The sequence below is a fragment of the Nitratidesulfovibrio sp. 1201_IL3209 genome (assembly GCF_036763125.1).
GTDB lineage: Bacteria > Desulfobacterota > Desulfovibrionia > Desulfovibrionales > Desulfovibrionaceae > Cupidesulfovibrio.
Window position 1 is genome coordinate 1 of sequence record NZ_JBAIYT010000048.1, and the last position, 18,279, is coordinate 18,279.

At 69.0% G+C, this 18,279-nt stretch carries 17 protein-coding genes, 1 tRNA gene and 1 rRNA gene; 8 read left to right on the forward strand and 11 right to left on the reverse strand.

The features are described from left to right. Positions 1–353: 353 nt before the first annotated feature. Together cooS and V6B97_RS16190 are read left to right on the forward strand one after the other, a co-directional pair. Positions 354–2,243: an anaerobic carbon-monoxide dehydrogenase catalytic subunit gene (cooS, locus tag V6B97_RS16185; RefSeq protein WP_333507562.1), complete on the forward strand. Its 1,890-nt coding sequence runs from the start codon at positions 354–356 to the stop codon at positions 2,241–2,243. A 212-nt stretch (positions 2,244–2,455) separates the two neighbouring features. Next, positions 2,456–3,310: an ATP-binding protein gene (locus tag V6B97_RS16190; RefSeq protein ID WP_333507563.1), complete on the forward strand. Its 855-nt coding sequence runs from the start codon at positions 2,456–2,458 to the stop codon at positions 3,308–3,310. 114 nt (positions 3,311–3,424) lie between these two features. Here V6B97_RS16190 and V6B97_RS16195 read toward each other — a convergent pair whose 3' ends face one another. The 5 genes from V6B97_RS16195 to V6B97_RS16215 all read right to left on the reverse strand — a co-directional run bounded on the left by V6B97_RS16195 (position 3,425) and on the right by V6B97_RS16215 (position 7,318). Next, positions 3,425–3,910 carry a DUF309 domain-containing protein gene (locus V6B97_RS16195; RefSeq protein ID WP_333507564.1) on the reverse strand — a complete coding sequence of 162 codons (486 nt, stop codon included), beginning with the start codon at positions 3,908–3,910 and terminating at the stop codon, positions 3,425–3,427. Between the two features lie 75 nt (positions 3,911–3,985). Then, positions 3,986–4,807, reverse strand: a complete 822-nt coding sequence (locus V6B97_RS16200) for a TatD family hydrolase (RefSeq protein WP_333507565.1) — start codon at positions 4,805–4,807, stop codon at positions 3,986–3,988. Between the two features lie 212 nt (positions 4,808–5,019). After that, entirely contained in the window at positions 5,020–6,195 is a 1,176-nt protein-coding gene (locus V6B97_RS16205) for a glycosyltransferase family 1 protein (protein ID WP_333507566.1), read from the reverse strand. Between the two features lie 195 nt (positions 6,196–6,390). Further along, positions 6,391–6,888 (reverse strand): YchJ family protein, encoded by a 498-nt coding sequence (locus V6B97_RS16210; RefSeq protein WP_333507567.1) that lies wholly within the window; start codon positions 6,886–6,888, stop codon positions 6,391–6,393. Between the two features lie 61 nt (positions 6,889–6,949). Continuing rightward, a complete protein-coding gene (locus V6B97_RS16215; protein WP_333507568.1) occupies positions 6,950–7,318 on the reverse strand; it encodes a NifB/NifX family molybdenum-iron cluster-binding protein in 369 nt (122 codons plus the stop codon). A 283-nt stretch (positions 7,319–7,601) separates the two neighbouring features. Between V6B97_RS16215 and V6B97_RS16220 the strand changes: the two genes are divergently transcribed. The 4 genes from V6B97_RS16220 (at position 7,602) to V6B97_RS16235 (ending at position 10,904) form a co-directional block, all read left to right on the forward strand. Beyond that, on the forward strand, positions 7,602–8,000 hold the full coding sequence (locus tag V6B97_RS16220) for a PilZ domain-containing protein (RefSeq protein ID WP_333507569.1): 399 nt from the start codon (positions 7,602–7,604) through the stop codon (positions 7,998–8,000). 615 nt (positions 8,001–8,615) lie between these two features. Next, on the forward strand, positions 8,616–9,050 hold the full coding sequence (locus V6B97_RS16225) for a hypothetical protein (RefSeq protein WP_333507570.1): 435 nt from the start codon (positions 8,616–8,618) through the stop codon (positions 9,048–9,050). Positions 9,051–9,452: 402 nt separating this feature from the next. Continuing rightward, complete coding sequence (gene serS / locus V6B97_RS16230; protein WP_333507571.1) at positions 9,453–10,730, forward strand: serine--tRNA ligase; 1,278 nt, start codon at positions 9,453–9,455, stop codon at positions 10,728–10,730. 98 nt (positions 10,731–10,828) lie between these two features. After that, a tRNA-Lys gene (locus V6B97_RS16235) sits at positions 10,829–10,904 on the forward strand. A gap of 363 nt (positions 10,905–11,267) precedes the next feature. Here the strand turns inward: V6B97_RS16235 and V6B97_RS16240 are convergent. The 5 genes from V6B97_RS16240 to V6B97_RS16260 all read right to left on the reverse strand — a co-directional run bounded on the left by V6B97_RS16240 (position 11,268) and on the right by V6B97_RS16260 (position 16,556). Next, entirely contained in the window at positions 11,268–11,552 is a 285-nt protein-coding gene (locus V6B97_RS16240) for a hypothetical protein (protein ID WP_333507572.1), read from the reverse strand. A gap of 18 nt (positions 11,553–11,570) precedes the next feature. After that, positions 11,571–12,434, reverse strand: a complete 864-nt coding sequence (locus tag V6B97_RS16245; protein ID WP_333507573.1) for a hypothetical protein — start codon at positions 12,432–12,434, stop codon at positions 11,571–11,573. A 51-nt stretch (positions 12,435–12,485) separates the two neighbouring features. Further along, on the reverse strand, positions 12,486–12,758 hold the full coding sequence (locus V6B97_RS16250) for a hypothetical protein (RefSeq protein WP_333507574.1): 273 nt from the start codon (positions 12,756–12,758) through the stop codon (positions 12,486–12,488). Between the two features lie 421 nt (positions 12,759–13,179). Then, positions 13,180–15,801: an ABC transporter permease gene (locus tag V6B97_RS16255; protein WP_333507575.1), complete on the reverse strand. Its 2,622-nt coding sequence runs from the start codon at positions 15,799–15,801 to the stop codon at positions 13,180–13,182. Continuing rightward, positions 15,798–16,556 carry an ABC transporter ATP-binding protein gene (locus V6B97_RS16260; protein WP_333507576.1) on the reverse strand — a complete coding sequence of 253 codons (759 nt, stop codon included), beginning with the start codon at positions 16,554–16,556 and terminating at the stop codon, positions 15,798–15,800. Before V6B97_RS16260 ends, V6B97_RS16255 begins: the two co-directional genes overlap by 4 nt. Before the next feature lie 46 nt (positions 16,557–16,602). Between V6B97_RS16260 and V6B97_RS16265 the strand changes: the two genes are divergently transcribed. After that, entirely contained in the window at positions 16,603–17,253 is a 651-nt protein-coding gene (locus V6B97_RS16265; RefSeq protein WP_333507577.1) for an arylesterase, read from the forward strand. A gap of 95 nt (positions 17,254–17,348) precedes the next feature. Then, entirely contained in the window at positions 17,349–18,029 is a 681-nt protein-coding gene (locus V6B97_RS16270) for a thermonuclease family protein (RefSeq protein WP_333507578.1), read from the forward strand. A gap of 139 nt (positions 18,030–18,168) precedes the next feature. On the opposite strand, the gene rrf is transcribed toward V6B97_RS16270, so the two are convergent. After that, positions 18,169–18,279, reverse strand: a 5S ribosomal RNA gene (gene rrf, locus V6B97_RS16275); the annotation flags it as partial.

Genomic DNA, 18,279 nt, shown 5'->3' on the forward strand with positions numbered 1-18,279 from the left:
CTCCGCCCCTGCCCCTGCCGGACAGTGGCGCACCGCGTTTTCCGCGCCGCCCCGTTTTTCACCGGCCCTCCCGGCTTTCCTGTCTTTTCCCGTCCTCCCTCCACCGGCTTTCCCCCAGCTTTTCCCTCAATGTTTCCCGCCCCACCTTTTTTTCGCAACTTCGCGCCTTCTGTCGGCTAGCCGACATACTCCACCGCCCTGCCGCGTTACATTCGCGCCATACAGTGCCGCCCGCGCGCAGGAGAGGACGCGCGAGGGCGGCGGATGCGTCCGCACGCGTCGCGGGAAACGGCAGCGGACGTGGTGCAACCGCAGCGGCCCCGTGCGGGGCCCCGGCCCAGGGAGGGCATGGCATGAATCTCGGAACACCCGACAACGAGCGCACCCTGTGGGAAGACGCGCGGCAGATGCTGCGCAAGGCGGAAATCGAGAACATTCCCACCGCGTGGGACCGCCTGCGCGAGCAGACGCCCCACTGCAAGTTCTGCGAACTGGGCACCACCTGCCGCAACTGTGTCATGGGCCCCTGCCGCATCGCCAACCGCAAGGACGGCAAGATGCGCTACGGCGTGTGCGGGGCGGACGCCGACGTCATCGTGGCCCGCAACTTCGGGCGGTTCATCGCGGGCGGGGCCGCCGGGCACTCGGACCACGGCCGCGACCTCATCGAAACGCTGGAAGCCGTGGTGGAAGGCCGCGCCCCCGGCTACGCCATCCGCGACGAGGCCAAGCTGCGCCGCATCGCCGGGGAACTGGGCGTGGCCGACGCGGACACCCGCCCCACCCTGGACGTTGCCCGCGACCTTGTTGACGTCTGCTACGCCGACTTCGGCAGCCGCCGCAGCGAACTGGCCTTCCTGAAGCGCGCGCCCAAGGCCCGCCGCGAACTGTGGGCCAGGCTGGGCATGACCCCGCGCGGCGTGGACCGCGAAATCGCCGAAATGATGCACCGCACCCACATGGGCTGCGACAACGACCCCGCCAGCCTGCTGACCCACGCCGCGCGCACCGCGCTGGCCGACGGCTGGGGCGGGTCCATGATCGGCACCGAGCTTTCGGACATCCTGTTCGGCACCCCCATGCCCCGGCAGGCCACCGTGAACCTGGGCGTGCTGCGCGAGGACGCCGTGAACATCCTGGTGCACGGCCACAACCCCGTGGTGTCGGAAATGATCCTGGCCGCCGCGCGCGAGCCGGAAGTGCAGCAGGCCGCCCGCGACGCCGGGGCCGCCGCCGTCAACGTGGCCGGGCTGTGCTGCACCGGCAACGAACTGCTGATGCGCCAGGGCATCCCCATGGCGGGCAACCACCTGATGACGGAACTGGCCATCGTCACCGGCGCGGCCGACGCCATCGTGGCCGACTACCAGTGCATCATGCCGAGCCTGGTGCGCATCGCCGCCTGCTACCACACCCGTTTCGTGACCACCTCGCCCAAGGGCCGGTTCACCGGGGCCACGCACATCGAGGTGCACCCCCACAACGCGCAGGAAAAGTGCCGCGACATCGTGCTGCTGGCCATCGAGGCGTTCACCCGGCGCGACCCCGCGCGGGTGAGCATTCCCGTGCAGCCGGTGCCCGTCACCACCGGCTTCTCCAACGAGGCCATCCTGGCCGCCCTGGGCGGCACCCCGGCCCCGCTGCTGGACGCCGTGAAGGCCGGGCAGATTCGCGGGTTCGTGGGCATCGTGGGCTGCAACAACCCCAAGATCATGCAGGATTCCGGCAACGTGGGGCTGGCCAAGGAACTCATCCGCCGCGACATCATGGTGCTGGCCACCGGCTGCGTGACCACGGCGGCGGGCAAGGCCGGGCTGCTCATGCCGGAAGCCGCCGACATGGCCGGGCCGGGCCTTTCCGCCGTGTGCAGGGCCCTGGGCGTGCCGCCGGTGCTGCACATGGGCAGCTGCGTGGACAATTCGCGCATCCTGCAATTGTGCGGCCTGCTGGCCGACGCGCTGGGCGTGGACATCAGCGACCTGCCCGTGGGGGCCTCGTCGCCGGAGTGGTACTCGGAAAAGGCGGCGGCCATCGGCCTGTACGCCGTGGCCAGCGGCATTCCCACCCACCTCGGCCTGCCGCCCCACATCCTGGGCAGCGACGTGGTCACCGGCATGGCCGTGGACGGCCTGAACGGGCTGGTGGGCGCGGCGTTCATGGTGGAGCCGGACCCGGTGAAGGCGGCGGACCTGCTGGAGGCGCATATCGTGGAGCGGCGCAAGAAGCTGGGCCTTTCGGCATAGCCGGGCACCGCGCACGGCACATCGACATACCGGGCGCGCGTCCGCAGCATCGGGCATCATTCCGGCGCGCGCCGTTCCCATTTCCCGGCGGCGCGGTCACCGGCCCGTGGCCGCGCCTTCCCGCACCGGGACGGGCCGGGGCAGGCACACCCTGCCCCGGCCCTGCACCGGGCGGGGCCGCCGACATTTCCTCCCGCATCACGGAGGCACGCATGAAACTGGCATTCGCGGGCAAGGGCGGCGCGGGCAAGACCACGCTGGCGGCCTGGACGGCGGACTATCTGGCCCGGCACGGGCACGACGTGTGGATGATCGACGCGGACACGGCCCTGTCACTGGGGCGGGCGTCGGGCCTGCCGCGCGACGGGCTGCCGGTGCCGCTGGTGGAACGGCACGACCTGATCATGCAGCGCATCGGCACGGGCATGATCAGCCTCACCCCGGAGGTGGGCGACCTGCCCGAGGCGCTGGCGGTGGACGTGCCTATCGGCGGCCCCGCCACGCCGGGCGTGGCACCGGGGCGCAAACGGCTGCTGGTCATGGGATCGGTGGCCGGGGCCGGGGGCGGCTGCGCGTGCGAGGCCAACGCCCTGCTGAAAGCGCTGCTGGCCCATCTGGTGCACGACCGGCGCGAATGGGTGCTGGTGGACCTGGAAGCCGGGGTGGAACACCTTGGCCGGGGCACCGTGGCGGCAGTGGACGGACTGGCGGTGGTCAGCGAACCGGGGCTGCGCAGCCTGGAAACGGCGGCGGACATCGCCTGGCTGGCGCACGGCCTAGGCCTGCACCGGCAGGTGCTGGCCCTGAACCGGCTGCCACTCTCCCCACAGGAACCGTGCGCCGCCTGCGCGGAGGACGATCGCCTGCCCCGATTGCCGAATCTTCCCGATACCCCGGAACTGTCCGGGCTGCCCGCCGCGCGGGTGGGCGTGCCCGCCCTGCCCGGCCTTGCGGCGCGCATGCTGGACAACGCCTGCGTCACCGGCCTGCCGGAGCAGGCGCTGGTGGACCGGTTCATCGCGCGGCTGCTGGAAGGCTTCGGGCACACGTCGGGGATCACGGACTGAGCGGGCCTGAGCGGGCCGGAAAAGGGGCGATACCGAACGCGGCCCCGCGCAACTCCCCATCGAAAATGACCAACGCCGGGCACTCGCGTGTCCGGCGTTTTCGTTGTCCGCCACTCAGCCCGCCCGCCGCACGCGCGGCAGCAATTCCTTCCATCGCTCCGCGTCCAGCCGCTGGCCCGGCGGCAATGCGGCCAGCGCGGCGCGCAGGCGCAGGGCTTCGTCGCTCAGGGTCGCCAGATCCACCCCGAACCGCGCGGGCAGGAACGGGACAAGATGCCCGGCCCCGCGTTCCAGCAAACGCAGCGCCCCGGCGTGGTTGCCGTTCTCCGCGTGCAGCAGGCCCACGGCAATCTGCAAAATGCCCTTGTACACGTCGCGCTCGGGCCGGGTCTCGTCCAGCCACAGATGTTCCAACACCTCGTGGCAGGTGAACCACGCCCCGGCCTCGAACAGGGCCAGCGCCCGGTCGAAGCGGCGGATTTCGTCAGGAGTGCGGCCGTCTGGGGTGCGACTGTCCGAGGTGTCACCGGTTGGGGTGCGGCCGTCCGGGGTGTCACCGATTGGGGGGCGGTCACCGTCCCGTTGCGGATCATGGTCCATGGAGCCTCCCCGGCGGCGGTGCGCCGTCACAAAGGTCCGGGCATCCCGGAACGCGGCAAGCGGCTGTGGGCCCCGCTATACCCCGAAAAACCGCCGGGCGTTCTCCCCGGCCACCGTCCACAGTTCGGCGGTGTCCATGCCCCGCGCCAGGGCCACGGCCTGGGCGGTGAACACCATGTACGCGGGCTCGTTGCGCTTGCCGCGATACGGCACCGGCGACAGGTACGGGCAGTCGGTTTCCAGCAGCAGCCGGTCCAGCGGCAGCGCGCGCGCGGCCTCGCGCAGGGGTTCGTTGGCCGGGTAGCTGACCGGGCCGGGCAGCGAGACGTGCCAGCCGTGCGCCACGATGCGCGCGGCCTGCGCCGCGTCGCCGCCGAAGCAGTGCCACAGCAGCGGATAGCCGGCAAAGCCCTCCTCCTCCAGCACCCGCATGGTGTCGTCGAAGGCGTCGCGCGAATGGATGACCACCGGCCGCCCCACGTCGCGGGCCATGGCCAGTTGGGCGCGGAAGGCCGCGCGCTGCACGTCGGGCGGGCAGTCGTCCCAGTAGAAATCCAGGCCGATCTCGCCCACGGCGCGCAGGCGATCGTCCCGCGCAAAGGCGTCGCGCATGGCGGCCAGTGCCGCAGCGTCGCAGGCCTGCGCCTCGCAGGGATGGATGCCGAGCAAAAAGAACACCTCGGGCCGGTGCGCGAACAGGTGGCGGTTGGCCGCCCATCGTTCCGGCCCCAGGAACACGTTGCCGAGCAGCGCCACCCCGGCGGCGCGGGCACGGTCCAGCATGGCCTCGCGGTCGGCGTCGAACTCGTCGCCGTCGAGGTGGGCGTGCGACTCCACGCCGGTACAGGGCAGCCCCAGGCTTTCCGGCGCGGGGCGCTCCGGTTTCTTCTTGGACATGATGCGGATTCCTTATGGTGATGACGCGCACGCGGGCGGCGCGGCGGGCGGCCTGGGCCGGACACGGGCGCGCGTCACGAAACGTTCGTCGGATGCACGGGATAGATGCGCCCTCGCGGGGCGCCTGTCCAGTGGCAGAGGCGGGCGGAAAGCACGCCGCGCCGAAGCTGGCGACGACAGCGCGGAAAGGGATGGTTCGCCCGGCGGCGCGTTCAGTTCCGCGCCGGGGGGAACAACTCCCCTGCGGCCGCCCGCGCCCACAGGGCCAGCACCGCCTCGCGCTGGCGTTCCAGCGAGCAGGCCCGCGCCGTGGTCAGGCCAGCCCGGCGCAGCGCGGCCAGTTCCGGCCCGCCCGTGGCCGCAAGGCGCACGGCCCGTTCCAGGGCCAGCCCGGCGGCCACCACGTCGGCGTCGGCGGCGATGTAGCCGTTGGGGGGCAAGTCCATGCCGCCAGCGCCCGCCCCATGGGCATGACCGCCCGCCGGTCCTTCTCCGGGGGTGGTCGCCGTCCACCACGGGGTCACCCCGCCGGGCAGGGCCTGGTGCATGTAGTCCCACCCGCCGAACCCGGCGAAGCCCACCAGCAGGCAGCCGCTGGCCATGGCCTCCAGCGGGGGCAGGGGGCAGCCCTCGGGAAAGCCCGTGGCCAGGAACACGTGCGAAGCTCGCAACAGTTCCGCCACCTCGGCCTGGGTGCGGCCGTGGATCTCGCGCCACTCCACGTCAACGGAGGGTTCGCCGCGCGACGTGGCAAGCGCCAGCCGGGCGGCCAGCAGGTCGCGCACCTGCTGGGCCAGGGCGCGATTCTTGCGCGGCATCCAGGCGATGCGCACCGGCCCCTGCGCGGGGCCATCGGGTACGGCCCCGTCGCCCTCGCCGTCTCTTCCATCCTCTCCATCCGTCCACGCCGGACGGAACAGCGCAAGGTCGATGCCGGGGCGCAGCACCGGGGCCTCACGCCCGGTCACCTCGCGGGTGTACCAGGCCACCGGGTCGGACACGGCCAGGAACGACACGTCCAGTTGCGGCCAGGCCACGCCCGGCGGCAGCGCGGACAGCAGGTACGCCCAGTTCTGCACGTACACCACGCAGCGCGCCCCCGCGCGCAAGCCGGGGGCCAGCGCGTTGACCCAGCCTTCCGGCACCAGCCACACGTCGCGCGGGGTCAGCGTGGCCGCCGCCTCGTCCCAGCCCATCACCGGAGCAGGGGGCGCGGAGGGCGCGGGAGGACCAGCCTGATCAGCCGGGTCGAGCCCCGGCGCGCCCCCTTCGCGCGGGACGAGAAACACCGGGTACCCGGCGGCATGCAGGTGCGCGGCCACGCGGTACAGCACGGCGAGGCCCCCGGTCATGCGGGGCAGCGGCGGAACGAACAGGAAGGTGCGCATGGGCGATGCTCCGTTGTTGCGCGGAGCAAAGCAGATACCGGGGTGAAGGGCAAGGGGGGCGGGGAAACGGGGACGCACGCCACGCAGGCAGGAAAAAGGCCGCCGGACGGGACGGCCGCGCGCCCGCAAATGCGAACGCCGGGGACGGAAGGCTCTCCCTCCATCCCCGGCGCACGAAATCAAACGGTGATCAGTTTACTTGCCGCAGCACTTCTTGAACTTCCTGCCGCTGCCGCAGGGACAGGGCTCGTTGCGGCCCACCTTGGGGGCCTCGCGGCGGAAGGGCTCCTGCCCGTGCACCAGGCCGTCGGCGTAGTACCACACCCCGTCCTCGCTGCGGAAGAAGCTGTCCTCGCGCAGTTCCTGAGGCACGCCGCCCAGCACGTAATGGGCCACGAACGAGACCTCGCCGGTCTCGTCGCCGGGCTGGCCGCCCTTCACGGAAAGGACTTCCAGGCCCTTCCATTCCACGGCTTCGGACCAGGCGCGCATCTCGTCGACGCTGACTTCCTCGCGCATGGCCGGGTGGGTGGAGGTGTCCAGATAGTCGAAGGCGTGCAGGCAGTGGGCGGAGTAGCGCGAACGCATCAGCGCTTCCGCCGTGGGCGCGGGCTTTTCGCCGCGCACGTAGGGGCCGCAGCAGGCGTCCAGCGCAAGGCCGGAGCCGCAGGGGCAAAGCGTGGTCTCGGACATGTGGGTCGATCCTTCGGCCCGCCGCCCGACGCTTCGCCCCGCGAAGCCCGTCGGCGTGCCGCTAATGGTTACCGCAGCCGTGATGGCCGTGGGATGTGCACAGTTCCTGCCGGTCGGCCAGGCGGCCCTCCAGCCAGCTCCGGGCGGCTTCATGCACCGGGCCGGACGCCCCGCGCACCACGTCGATGCCGTGGCGGCGCAGCGTCATCACGGCGCCTTCGCCCATGTTGCCGCCCACCAGGACGCTGACGCCAAGGTCCACCAGAATGGGCACGATGTTCGACTTGCACCCGCAGCCGGGGGGCGGCGTCAGGCGCTCTTCTTTCACAATGTTGCGGGTCTCGTCCACCGTCAGCAGGGTATAATACTCGCAGTGGCCGAAATGTTCGTCAATGACGCCGTCTCGCGAGGGCAGGGCGATCTTGAGCATGGACAGAATTCCTCCGTAACGGGTGTGGTTTCCGCCCTGATAATCCTTTGCCCCGGAAAGTCAATGACCGCTTACTTCTTTGTGCACGGGTGGTCACCACACGGATCTGCACCATGTTCCGGCCCGGCATGGCGCGGGGTGGCGCGGTACCCCCGCGTGTGCTACCCTTGCCGCATGGCTCGGGCCGGAGACCCACAGGAGCATCGCCGCCCGCCTGCAAGGGCGGCGGCAGGAACCGCGCGCCCCGGCCTCATTTCCACCCCCGCCAGGAGACTTCGGGACCATGACAGACTCCACCAGCGACCGGCGCAAGCATTGCAGGCTTCCCAAGCCCTTTCCCGTCGAGGCCAGCGAGATCAGGTTTCCCCCTTCCAGCCAGGGCCGGTTCGAGACGCAGTGCTGCGACATCAGCGCCGGCGGCCTCAGCGTGCACAGTCCCCGCAAGTTCGAGCCGGGGGCCAAGTTGCAGGTGCGCGTGCACATTCCCACGCTGAACAAGTATTCGCCGGGGTTCTTCAAGGTGTACGAAAACGACGCCGACCAGTACCTCCAGGCCATCGCGGAGGTGATCCGGGTGGAATACTCCGCCGGGGGCTACCTGCTGGGCCTGAAGTACGTGGACGTGGACGAGGACGCGGCGCGCGCCGTGGCCAACCTGGTCAACAAGGCCGTGCTGCGCTGACGCCCCCGCGCCGCAGGGCGCGAGCCGTCCCCTGTGCCGCACGGCACGGCCCGCTGTCCGGAAACGTCCCGCCACAACGCAGAACGGCTTGCGGACCGCCCGCAAGCCGTTCTGGAGGAAAAGCTGTCTGCAAAAGAAAGGAAGGTATCCGGGTTATAGCAACCCGCGTGCCAACACCGCCCCGCCGGGCGGTGTTTCATTTTTATCCAGCAAGCCTACAACGTTACGGCTCCATCCCACTGGTTCGCCGGGCAAAAGGGCGCCTTTCGCAGTTTAAAAAATTGAACCCCGCCCGCCCGACACTACATACACTGTTTGCTCAGACATTTTTTCCGACCATTCCGCTCCGACCCGCCAGGCACGAGCGACCCATCCCGGACTTGCTGATAATTCCTTATTTCACAAGACATTGGGCGAGCGCTCATCCAGCCGGAGCAGGCCCGCAGGGGCCGAATTCAAAAAATTCTACCCCCACCCCGCCTCACTGAGCTTCCACTCTCACCATTGACATGGGCCATCTCAACTCCCATAGTGAAGATAATGATTGACAGCGCAACCATGTAGGCTGTTCAATCAAACAGCGCCCGGAACCAGCCGGGACGGATACACTCTCTGATGGAGGTTTCACAAATGCCCGCCCGTCATTCCAGCATCCCCGTGACGCGGCAGGACATCCAGCCTCGCAAGGACAGCGAGGCGGCCCTGTTCCGCAACCGGCTGAAGAAGATCGGCCGCATCCAGGACTCTCGCACCCGCGCCCACCGCATCCTGCTGGCGCTGGGCTACGTCATCGCGCTGACCCCGCGCGGCGTGCCCGCGTTCACCCGTGCCATGGTCCGCAAGGGCGCCAACGTGGTGGTGTGGCTTACCGACGAATCGCGCGAAGGCCTGCCCGCCTCGCTGCGCGGTCCCGCCTGGGCGGGTTTCTACGCCCGGGACGACAGCGACGAGATGGTCTACGACGAGGACTACCCCACCCTCATCGACTACCTGCGCGAACTGCATCCCGAACAGATGCGCGCCGCCACCGAGGTCATGTCCGACAACTGACCGGCGTCCGCCCCCGCGCGCACGCCGGTCGGACGTCCGGCTTCAGGCCATCCGGCCCGGCGCACGGGGACAGCCTGACGGCAGGGTCTCGCCGCCCTCCGTCGGGGTGGCCCGAAAAGCGCCGCCCTCTGGAAAGAGCCGCACGGTTCCGCTTTTTCCGGCCACCAGTGGGCGCGACCCGCAGCGTTCCCCCGCCATCGTCCGCCAACGTCCGCCAGCGCCGCCGGTACGTCACCGGGCGCTCCGGCACATCCCCCGACATCATCACCCGCCTTCCTTCCCGCACGACCGGCCCCAGCCACCTGCCGCCCCGCCGCCCCACCCGTCAGGACGCGCGTGTTGACGCCCTTCGCGGGATGCGGGTATTCTCCGTCGTCTTTTTTCCACAAGGAGAACCCCCGCATGCTCGATCTCAAGCTGCTCCAGCGCAGCCCCGAAGTGGTGGCCAAGGCCCTGGCCGACCGGGGCTCGTCGCTCGACATGGCCGAATTCACCGCCCTGGACGAACGCCGCCGCGCCCTGCTGGCCGAGGTGGAAGCCCTGAAGGGCGAACGCAACAAGGCTTCGGGCGAGGTGGCCCGCATGAAGCGCGCGGGCGAAGACGCCGCCCCGCTGCTGGAACGTCTGTCCGCGCTGTCCGACCGCATCAAGGACCTGGACCGCGAGACCGAAGAGGTGAAGGCCGCCGTCAACGACTGGCTGCTGGCCGTGCCCAATATTCCCGACGCCTCCGTGCCCTTCGGCCGCAGCGAGGCCGACAACCCCGAAGTGCTGCGCTGGGGCGAACCCCGCGCCTTCTCCTTCACCCCGAAGGAACACTGGGAGATCGGCACCGCCCTTGGCGGGCTGGACTTCGAGCGCGCGGGCAAGCTGGCGGGCAGCCGCTTTGCCGTGTACCGCACCTGGGCGGCCCGGCTGGAACGCGCCCTGGCCAACTTCTTCCTGGACACCCACGTCACCGAGCACGGCTACGTGGAAATCATCCCGCCGTTCATGGTCAACCGCAAGACCATGACTGGCACCGGCCAGCTGCCCAAGTTCGAGGAAGACCTGTTCAAGCTCGAAGGGTGGGACTACTTCCTGATTCCCACGGCCGAAGTGCCGCTGACCAACCTGCACGCGGACGAAATGCTGGACGAGGCGCAACTGCCCATGGGCTACGCGGCCATGACCCCGTGCTTCCGCTCCGAGGCGGGCAGCTACGGCAAGGACACGCGCGGCCTGATCCGCCAGCACCAGTTCACCAAGGTGGAGATGGTGCGCTTTGCCCATCCGGAGCGTTCGTTCGACGAACTGGAAAGGATGCGCGGCCACGCCGAAGTGTTGTTGCAGCGCCTGGGCCTGCCCTACCGGGTGATCACCCTGTGCACCGGCGACATGGGCTTCTCGGCGGCCAAGACCTACGACATCGAGGTCTGGCTGCCCGGCCAGAACGCCTACCGCGAGATCTCGTCGTGCTCCAACTGCGGCGACTTCCAGGCGCGCCGCGCGGGCATCCGCTTCCGCCCGGCGGGCGGCGGCAAGCCCGAGTTCGCGCACACCCTGAACGGCTCGGGCCTGGCCGTGGGCCGCGCCCTGGTGGCCGTCATCGAAAACTACCAGCAGGAAGACGGCTCGGTGGTTATTCCCGAAGTGCTGCGCCCGTACATGGGCGGCATGGAGCGGGTGGCGGCCGGGTAGCCCCGGCGGCCGGCGCAACGTTGGGCGCGGCGCACGGCGGGACGCCCCGGCAATCTTGACACGAGGCCGTCACAGGTCGTATAGGACCGTTCCCTTTCGGGTCGTTAACTCAGCCGGTAGAGTATCTGCCTTTTAAGCAGAGAGTCGCAGGTTCGATCCCCGCACGACCCACCATATGAATACGGGCAGTTATGGACAATACCATAGCTGCCCGTTTCGCTTCGTGCAAAGTTTTTGAAAAGTCGCTTGTCCGGTTTGGCGTGGCGAAGTATGCGTGAGCACCTTCTCCGTTCATAGCGGGTCTCCTCGTTACGCTTTCGGTGCCCCCTCCACGCAAAAAGGGGCACAAGGTTTGCGTACGCTTTGAAGAGCGCCCCCGCACCTCACGGTACAGGGAACCTTGTGGCCCGGACTGCCGCCCGATGGATGCACCACGGGTGTCAATTCACGGGTATGGTCATGATCGTCGCCAGAGACGACGAACCCTCCGATAGGGGCGGAGAGTTCCCCGCGAATGCACGCAGGGCCAGCATTGCCCTACGGGGCGGGGGGTATCAAATTTTCCCCTTGCGGTTCGTCCCGCTTGGGGATGCACTTCACCTGCACGGCGATGACCCGGTCTATCTGGTCATCCAGCCGCTTCGCCGCGCCGCGCACCGCGCTGATGATGCCCACCCCGGCCAGCGCGCAGACGAACGCAACCCCCCACAGCGCCGCATAAATCTGGTGCATGGCGGATTGGGCCGCCATGCCGATGGTGACGGCCTCCAGTCCCGCAACCCCCGCGCAAAGAACCAGCAATACCGCGAAAATGATGTCCATACGGAAACCTTCCCAAGGTTATTGATATCTCTCCATACTTCCGCCCAATACCTCATATGCATCCAGTGCTTCCTGAAGCGCCTTCTTGAAGGCAGGCGTCATCTTTCTATCGTTGTGGTATTGCTTTCCATAAAATCTGATTATGGTTTCCTTTGATTTTATGATCTCGCGCAGTACGTATAAATCAACACTTGTCGGAGATACGTCAGACACCTCCCATATTGTTCCACCTGTATGATCCCGTTCGAACATATCCCCGGATATCGCATGCTTCACGCCGTCAATATATGCGATGGCCTTGTCCACAAAAAGCCAATTGTCCGACTTGTAAAAAAGCTTCATTCTCAACCACGGTTCAGACTTCTTTCCGACATACAAGATCAAGGGCGACAACGTTTCACCGTAGCCTCCAAGGGCCTTCTTTGGGGTATACCACGTTATCCCCTCGACCTTGTCCGTTGTGACCCGCATGAAATCAAGGGAGTTGTTGATTCTTTCCGCCTTCTCCCGCTCCTGTCGCTCCCTGTCTTCGGATATCTTCTTGAGATGCGCCCTGGCGACATCGGCTTCCTTCGACGTCGGGTGCTTCCCCAGAATGTAGGAAAAGGCTTTTTCCGCATCGGAGATGTTCTTGTCCGAAAGATGGCGTTCCCCATCCGAAAGAAGCCTTCCCGCGCCATGCTTGATTTCATCCAGTTCCGACCTGAGCGCCGACAGTTCCTTTCCCAGTTCGGATACCCGCTCCGCAAGACTATCGCGTTCGGACGTCAATGCGCTCAACTCCTGCGTGAGACGGGCGTTTTCCTGCGCCACGTCACTTGTATTGCAACCCAAAAGCATCACTGAAAAAAACAGCAACACACAACACCTGAACGTCTTCACGGCACGCCTCCTTTTCGGCAAGCCGTTATCAGCCGTCCGGCATTCCGGCAACTACCTCCCCTGCACGCTCTTGAAGGTGTGTCCGCACCTGCACTTGTGCATACGTTCCCGCGCCGCGTCCGACCACGGCCGGAGGGAGGTGACGCGGCAACTGCGCTGCCCGCACACCGAGTATTCACCAAGGTGCATGGCCCCCCACGGCTCCAGCAAGGGCGGGGCGTCCTTGTGGCCGGGGTCGTACACCTTGCAGCCGTGATGGGTGTCCTTGCCGCGCACGCAGTCCCATGCCCATTGGCGTTCGGTGGCGATGTCGTCGCGGGCCATGTCGGCCAGGAAGTCGTAGTCCGGCGCGTCGTCGGCGGTGCGGGGAATGACGTCCTTGTGGCGCGGGGGAACGGGAGCGACTCGAACCGCGGGCGCGGGGTTTTGGCGGAGGCGGAGCCAGACGCGGGGGAGGCCGTGTCCTCATGCCGCCACCCCGAGTGTAAAGTGGCGTGCAAAGTTCGCGGCAGGTTCATGCCGCAACACACCGTTTCGAGACGATACGGTGAGTCCCGATGAATCAAGGAATGCCGGGAAATACCCGGCTATACCGGAGATAACCGCTTAGCCTTTTAAGCAGAGAGTCGCAGGTTCGATCCCCGCACGACCCACCACGAGGACGAAGGCCCCACGGAGACATCCGTGGGGCCTTTTCCGTTTCCGGCTCGGCGCGCCGGACGGCGTTCTTTCCTGCTCGTTCCGCCTACTCGTTCCGCAAATACGACGCGGGCTTCTCCTTCAGAGCGCGCGCCGTGCCCGCCAGGCCGAACACCAAGGCAAAGGCCACGCACGCGGCCACCGTGCCCGCCACCACGCCGGGGTACACGGCAAAGGGCAGTTTCAGCAGACCGCGCACGGCGGCCCATGCGGCCAGGGTGCCCGTGCCCGCGCTGAACAGCCCGGTGACCAGGCCGGTGGTCAGGAATTCCGTGACCAGGGCCAGCAGGATGTCGCGCCGGGTGGCCCCGCACACCTTGTAGATCACCGCGTCGTAGATGCGCCGCTGCCGGTCGGCCAGGATGGCCCCGGCCACCACCATCAGGCCCGTGGCCAGCATCACCCCGGCCATGGCCCGGAACATTACCCCCATGCGTTCCATGAGCACGCGCACCTCGGCCAGAATCTCGCGCATGCTGATGGCCGTGACGTTGGGATGCGCCGCCGTCACCGTGCGGTACAGGCCGTCCATGCCCGCGCCGGTGCCGTAGGCCGTCACCACCCAGGTGGCCGGGGCGCGGTCCAGCAGGCCGGGCGCGAACAGCACGGCGAACTGCAACTGGAAGGTCATCCAGTCCACCTTGCGCACGTTGGCGATGGTGGCGGTCACCTCGCGGCCCAGGATGTTGAAGGTCAGGCTGTCGCCCACGGTGACGCCGAAGCCGCGCGCCAGGTCGTCCGACAGCGAGAGGATCGGCGGCCCGCTGTAGTCGGGCGGCCACCACGCCCCCGCCGTCAGTTCCGTGTCCGGCGGGGGCGTGGCCGCGTGGCTCAGGCCCCGGTCGCCGCGCACGGCCCACTGGGCGTCGGGGGCCACGGCCACCTCCTGCACCGGCACCCCCTTGATGCGCACGATGCGCCCGCGCACCATGGGGGCGCGGTCGATGCGGGTGACGCCCATCGTGACGCCGGACGCGTGGCCCAATTCCTCGAATTCCGCCACCTGGCCGGGCAGCACGTTGATGAAGAAGAACGCCGGGGCGTCGCGCGACAGGTCGCGGGCCAGGGACGCGCTGAGGTTGCGCTCCACCTGGGCGATGCCCACCAGCGCGGTGAGCCCCAGCCCCAGGGCGAAGACCATGTTCACCGTGGGCGCGCCCGGCCGGTGGATGGACGCCAGCCCTAGCCGCACGCTGGGATTGCCCGCGTGGGGCGCGCGGCGCGCCCCGGCCCGCAGGCCCCAGGCCACCACGCGGAACACCGCGAAGCACCCCGCGCACCCGGCCATGAAGCCCCAGGCCAGCCGCGCGTCGGGCGTGAACAGCCACACCAGCCAGGCCAGCACGGTAAAGCCCAGCCCCACCAGCACCCGCCCGGCCGGAGTCAGCCCGTTGCCGCCGCCCGCCACATAGCCCCGGAACAGGGTGGCCGGGCGCACCGCCCCGGCCAGCAGCAGCGGCCGCAGCGAAAAGGCCAGCAGGATGGCCAGGCCCAGCAGGGCCGCGCGCAGCAGGGGCGCGGCATGGACGGACGCGTCCAACGGCACGGGAATCAGCTGCCCGGTCAGCCCGGCGGCCAGCGGCGGCACGGCCGCGCCCAGGGCGCACCCGGCCGCGATGCCCGCGCCGCCGATGAGCAGGATCTGGAACAGGTAGGTCCACAGCACCGTGGCCACGCCGCCGCCCACGCACTTCAGCGTGGCGATGGAGGCCATGCGGCTGGCAAGGTACCCGCGCACCGCCTCCGCGATGCCAAGGCCGCCCACCAGCAGCGCGGCGATGCCGATGAGCATGAGGTCGGTGTCCACCCGGTCCAGCAGGTTGCGGATGCGCGGCACGGCGCGGCTGTACGATTCCACGCGCCACCCGGCGTCGGGAAAGGCCGTCCGGGCCGCCGCGACGAAGCCGGCCACCGTGGCCTCGTCGGCGGAGCGAAGCAGCGCGCCGGAGGTAGAAGCGCCGGGCGTCGCGGCGGGGCCGGGCAGGCGCACCCGCGCCCCGCTGGTCAGCAGGGTGCCGGGCACCAGCAGGCCGGTGCGGTCCAGCCCCTGCAAGGACATGAGCACGCGCGGCCCGTAGGTGATGCCCTGCACCACCCGGTCCGGCTCGCCCAGCAGCGCGGCGGCGATGCGGAAGCGCTGCGTCCCCACGGTGATCACGTCTCCCACCCGCACGCCGAAGCGTTCCAGCAGCAGCGGGTCCACCACGACACCAGGCAGGAGAGTGCCGTCGCCGGACTGGCCATTAACCGCCGGGCCGTCGCCCAGCGCCGTGGCCAGCGGCAGGGGCGGGTCCAGGGTCACCGCGCCGTACAGGGGATAGGCCCCGTCCACGCCCTTCAGCGCCACCATGGCGGTGTCGTCCGATACGGACCGGGCCATGCCGCGCAGCGAGATCACCCGGCTCACCGTGCCGCGCGCGGACAGCCAGGCCAGTTCATCGTCCGAGGGCTGCTGCGTGGCAAATTCCACCGACGCGTCGCCGCCCAGCAGCGCCCGCGCGTCGCGCGCAAGTCCCGCCCGCACCGCCTCGGACACCGAACCCACGGCGGCAATGGCGAACACCCCCAGGAACATGCACCCCAGAAACACCGCCAGCCGCCGCTGGCCCGAGCGCAGTTCGCGCAGGGCCAGCCGAAAGGCCAGGCCAAGGTCGCGCGCGGTGATCATGCGCGCCCCGCGTCGCCGGGGATGGCGCTCGGCGACCCGTCCGGCATGTGCGCGGCTGGGGACACGGCCGCCCCGTCCTCGCGCAGCCGCCCGTCCTCCATGCGCACCTGGCGCCCGCACTGGGCGGCCAGTTCCCGGTCGTGGGTGATGAGCACCAGCGTGGTGGCCTGCTCCTCGCGTAGGCGGAACAAATGCTCGATGACCCGGCGCCCGGTTTCGGTGTCCAGGTTGCCGGTGGGCTCGTCGGCCAGGATCACGCGCGGGGCGGAGGCAAAGGCCCGCGCCAGGGCCACGCGCTGCTGCTCGCCGCCGGAAAGCTCGGCCGGATAGTGCCGGGCTCGGCCCTCCAGCCCCACGGCGGCCAGGGCGGCCAGGGCCCGGTCGCGGGCGTCCGGGGCATGGGAAAATTCCAGCGGCAGGGCGGCGTTTTCCAGCGCGGTCATGGTGGGCACCAGATGGAACGACTGGAACACGATGCCCAGATGCGCCCGGCGGAACCGGGCCAGCGCGTCCTCGTCCATGGCGTTCAGGTCGTGCCCGGCCACCTGTACCGCACCGCTGCTGGGCCGCTCCAGTCCGGCCATGATCATCAGGGTGGTGGTCTTGCCCGAGCCGGACGGCCCCACGATGGCCACGGTTTCCCCGGCGTCCACGGAAAGATTCACCCCCCGCAGGATGTTGACCTGGCCGGAACCGCCCACTAGGTTGAGATGTATGTCGGAGAGCACAATGATCGGATCTGTCACGCGAATCACCTTTGGCGGCTGGGGTAGGGGCCGGGCTCTGGCCCCGGCGCGGTGGATGGTTCTGGCGCTTGCGCTGTGCGCCCTGCCGGTGCTTGCGCCCGCGACGTCGGCACGGGCCGCAAACGACGGCGGCAACTCCTCCATACCGCATATCCTCGTGCTGGGCGACAGTCTGGTGGCGGGCTACGGCCTGGGGCCGGGCGAGGCCTTCCCGGAGATGCTCGGAGCCGCGCTGCACGCCAAGGGGCGGCCGGTGCGCGTCACCAACGCCGGGGTGTCCGGCGACACCTCCGCCGGCGGGCTCGCCCGCGTGGAGTGGTCGCTGGACGACAAGCCGGACCTGCTGATCCTGGAACTGGGCGCCAACGACGCCCTGCGCGGCCTGCCGGTGGACGACCTGCGCCGCAACCTGGCCGCCATCATCGAGGCCTGCCGCAAACGCGGCGTGCGGGTACTGCTGGCGGGCATGCGTGCCCCCCGCAACCTCGGCCCCGACTACATCCGCCGCTTCGACGCGGTGTACCCGGAACTGGCGAAGCAGTACGGCCTGACGCTGTACCCGTTCTTTCTGGACGGGGTGGCCCTGGACCGTTCGCTGAACCTGCCCGACGGCATGCACCCCAACCCCAAGGGAGTGCAGGTCATCGTGGAGCGCATGCTGCCAGTGGTGGAGCGCGAACTGGACGTCTTGCGGGCCGGAAACTGATCCGCATGCGCCTGCCCGCGTCCTTTCCGTCCCGACGGCCCCGGAGGTCCGGACGCTCTTCCTTCCCGCGCCTGCCGCGCAGCGTCCCGTGGCGCATGCTGGTCCGCCCACGCGCGCTGTTGGGCCTGCTGCTTGTGCTGGTCGTCTGGACACTGGCCGGGCTGGAACCCTGGCAGGGCCGGGTGGTCGCCGTGCCCGACGGCGACACCATCGTGGTGCGCGACGGGCAGGACAACGACGTGCGCGTGCGGCTGTACGGCATCGATGCCCCGGAACTGCACCAGCGCGGCGGCGAACAGGCCCGCTCCGTGCTGATGCGCATGGTCATGGGGCGCACGGTGTACCTCGTGACCATCGACCGCGATGCCTACGACCGCGACGTGGCCCACGTGCGCACGTCCCCTTTTCCGTGGAGCAAGGGTGACACCGGCAGGGCGACGGATGCAGGCAAGGCCGCAGGCGATGCCGCATCTTCCTCGGGGGGCAGGTCCCGCCTGAATGCGGCCGGAAACCGATCCGACGCAACCCTGCCGCCGGAGCTTGCCCCCACCGCCACCAGCAGCATCAGCAACGACGTCAGCAACGATGTCAGCAACGACATCAATGGCGACATGCTGCGCGCCGGACAGGCCTGGTTCTATGGCGAATACTGCCGCCTACCCTACCCCTGCCTTTCCTGGTACCTGACCGCCAGCAAGGCCCGAGAGACCAACATCGGCCTGTGGAAGACCCGCAACCCCACCCCACCGTGGGAATGGCGCAGGAAGAACCGGTAGGACGCCGTTCCGCCCTTTCCGCCAAGGTACGCCCCCCCATCCCCGCAAACGCACGCAGGCCCCGATGTTTTCACATCGGGGCCTTGCGTGGGGAAGCGGTTGGGAGCGTGCGGTTGACGCAGTTCCCGGAAAGAAAAAGTGCTGGCATCGGCCTACTTTCCCACGCACGAATACGCAGTATCATCGGCGATGGAGGGCTTAACTTCCGAGTTCGGAATGGGATCGGGTGTACCCCCTCCTCCATGGATGC

Coding starts and splice junctions, on each gene's coding strand:
- cooS (WP_333507562.1), top strand. CDS start 354: ATGAATCTCGGAACACCCGACAACGAGCGCACCCTGTGGGAAGACGCG.
- V6B97_RS16190 (WP_333507563.1), top strand. CDS start 2,456: ATGAAACTGGCATTCGCGGGCAAGGGCGGCGCGGGCAAGACCACGCTG.
- V6B97_RS16195 (WP_333507564.1), bottom strand. CDS start 3,910: ATGGACCATGATCCGCAACGGGACGGTGACCGCCCCCCAATCGGTGAC.
- V6B97_RS16200 (WP_333507565.1), bottom strand. CDS start 4,807: ATGTCCAAGAAGAAACCGGAGCGCCCCGCGCCGGAAAGCCTGGGGCTG.
- V6B97_RS16205 (WP_333507566.1), bottom strand. CDS start 6,195: ATGCGCACCTTCCTGTTCGTTCCGCCGCTGCCCCGCATGACCGGGGGC.
- V6B97_RS16210 (WP_333507567.1), bottom strand. CDS start 6,888: ATGTCCGAGACCACGCTTTGCCCCTGCGGCTCCGGCCTTGCGCTGGAC.
- V6B97_RS16215 (WP_333507568.1), bottom strand. CDS start 7,318: ATGCTCAAGATCGCCCTGCCCTCGCGAGACGGCGTCATTGACGAACAT.
- V6B97_RS16220 (WP_333507569.1), top strand. CDS start 7,602: ATGACAGACTCCACCAGCGACCGGCGCAAGCATTGCAGGCTTCCCAAG.
- V6B97_RS16225 (WP_333507570.1), top strand. CDS start 8,616: ATGGAGGTTTCACAAATGCCCGCCCGTCATTCCAGCATCCCCGTGACG.
- serS (WP_333507571.1), top strand. CDS start 9,453: ATGCTCGATCTCAAGCTGCTCCAGCGCAGCCCCGAAGTGGTGGCCAAG.
- V6B97_RS16240 (WP_333507572.1), bottom strand. CDS start 11,552: ATGGACATCATTTTCGCGGTATTGCTGGTTCTTTGCGCGGGGGTTGCG.
- V6B97_RS16250 (WP_333507574.1), bottom strand. CDS start 12,758: ATGGCCCGCGACGACATCGCCACCGAACGCCAATGGGCATGGGACTGC.
- V6B97_RS16255 (WP_333507575.1), bottom strand. CDS start 15,801: ATGATCACCGCGCGCGACCTTGGCCTGGCCTTTCGGCTGGCCCTGCGC.
- V6B97_RS16265 (WP_333507577.1), top strand. CDS start 16,603: ATGGTTCTGGCGCTTGCGCTGTGCGCCCTGCCGGTGCTTGCGCCCGCG.
- V6B97_RS16270 (WP_333507578.1), top strand. CDS start 17,349: ATGCTGGTCCGCCCACGCGCGCTGTTGGGCCTGCTGCTTGTGCTGGTC.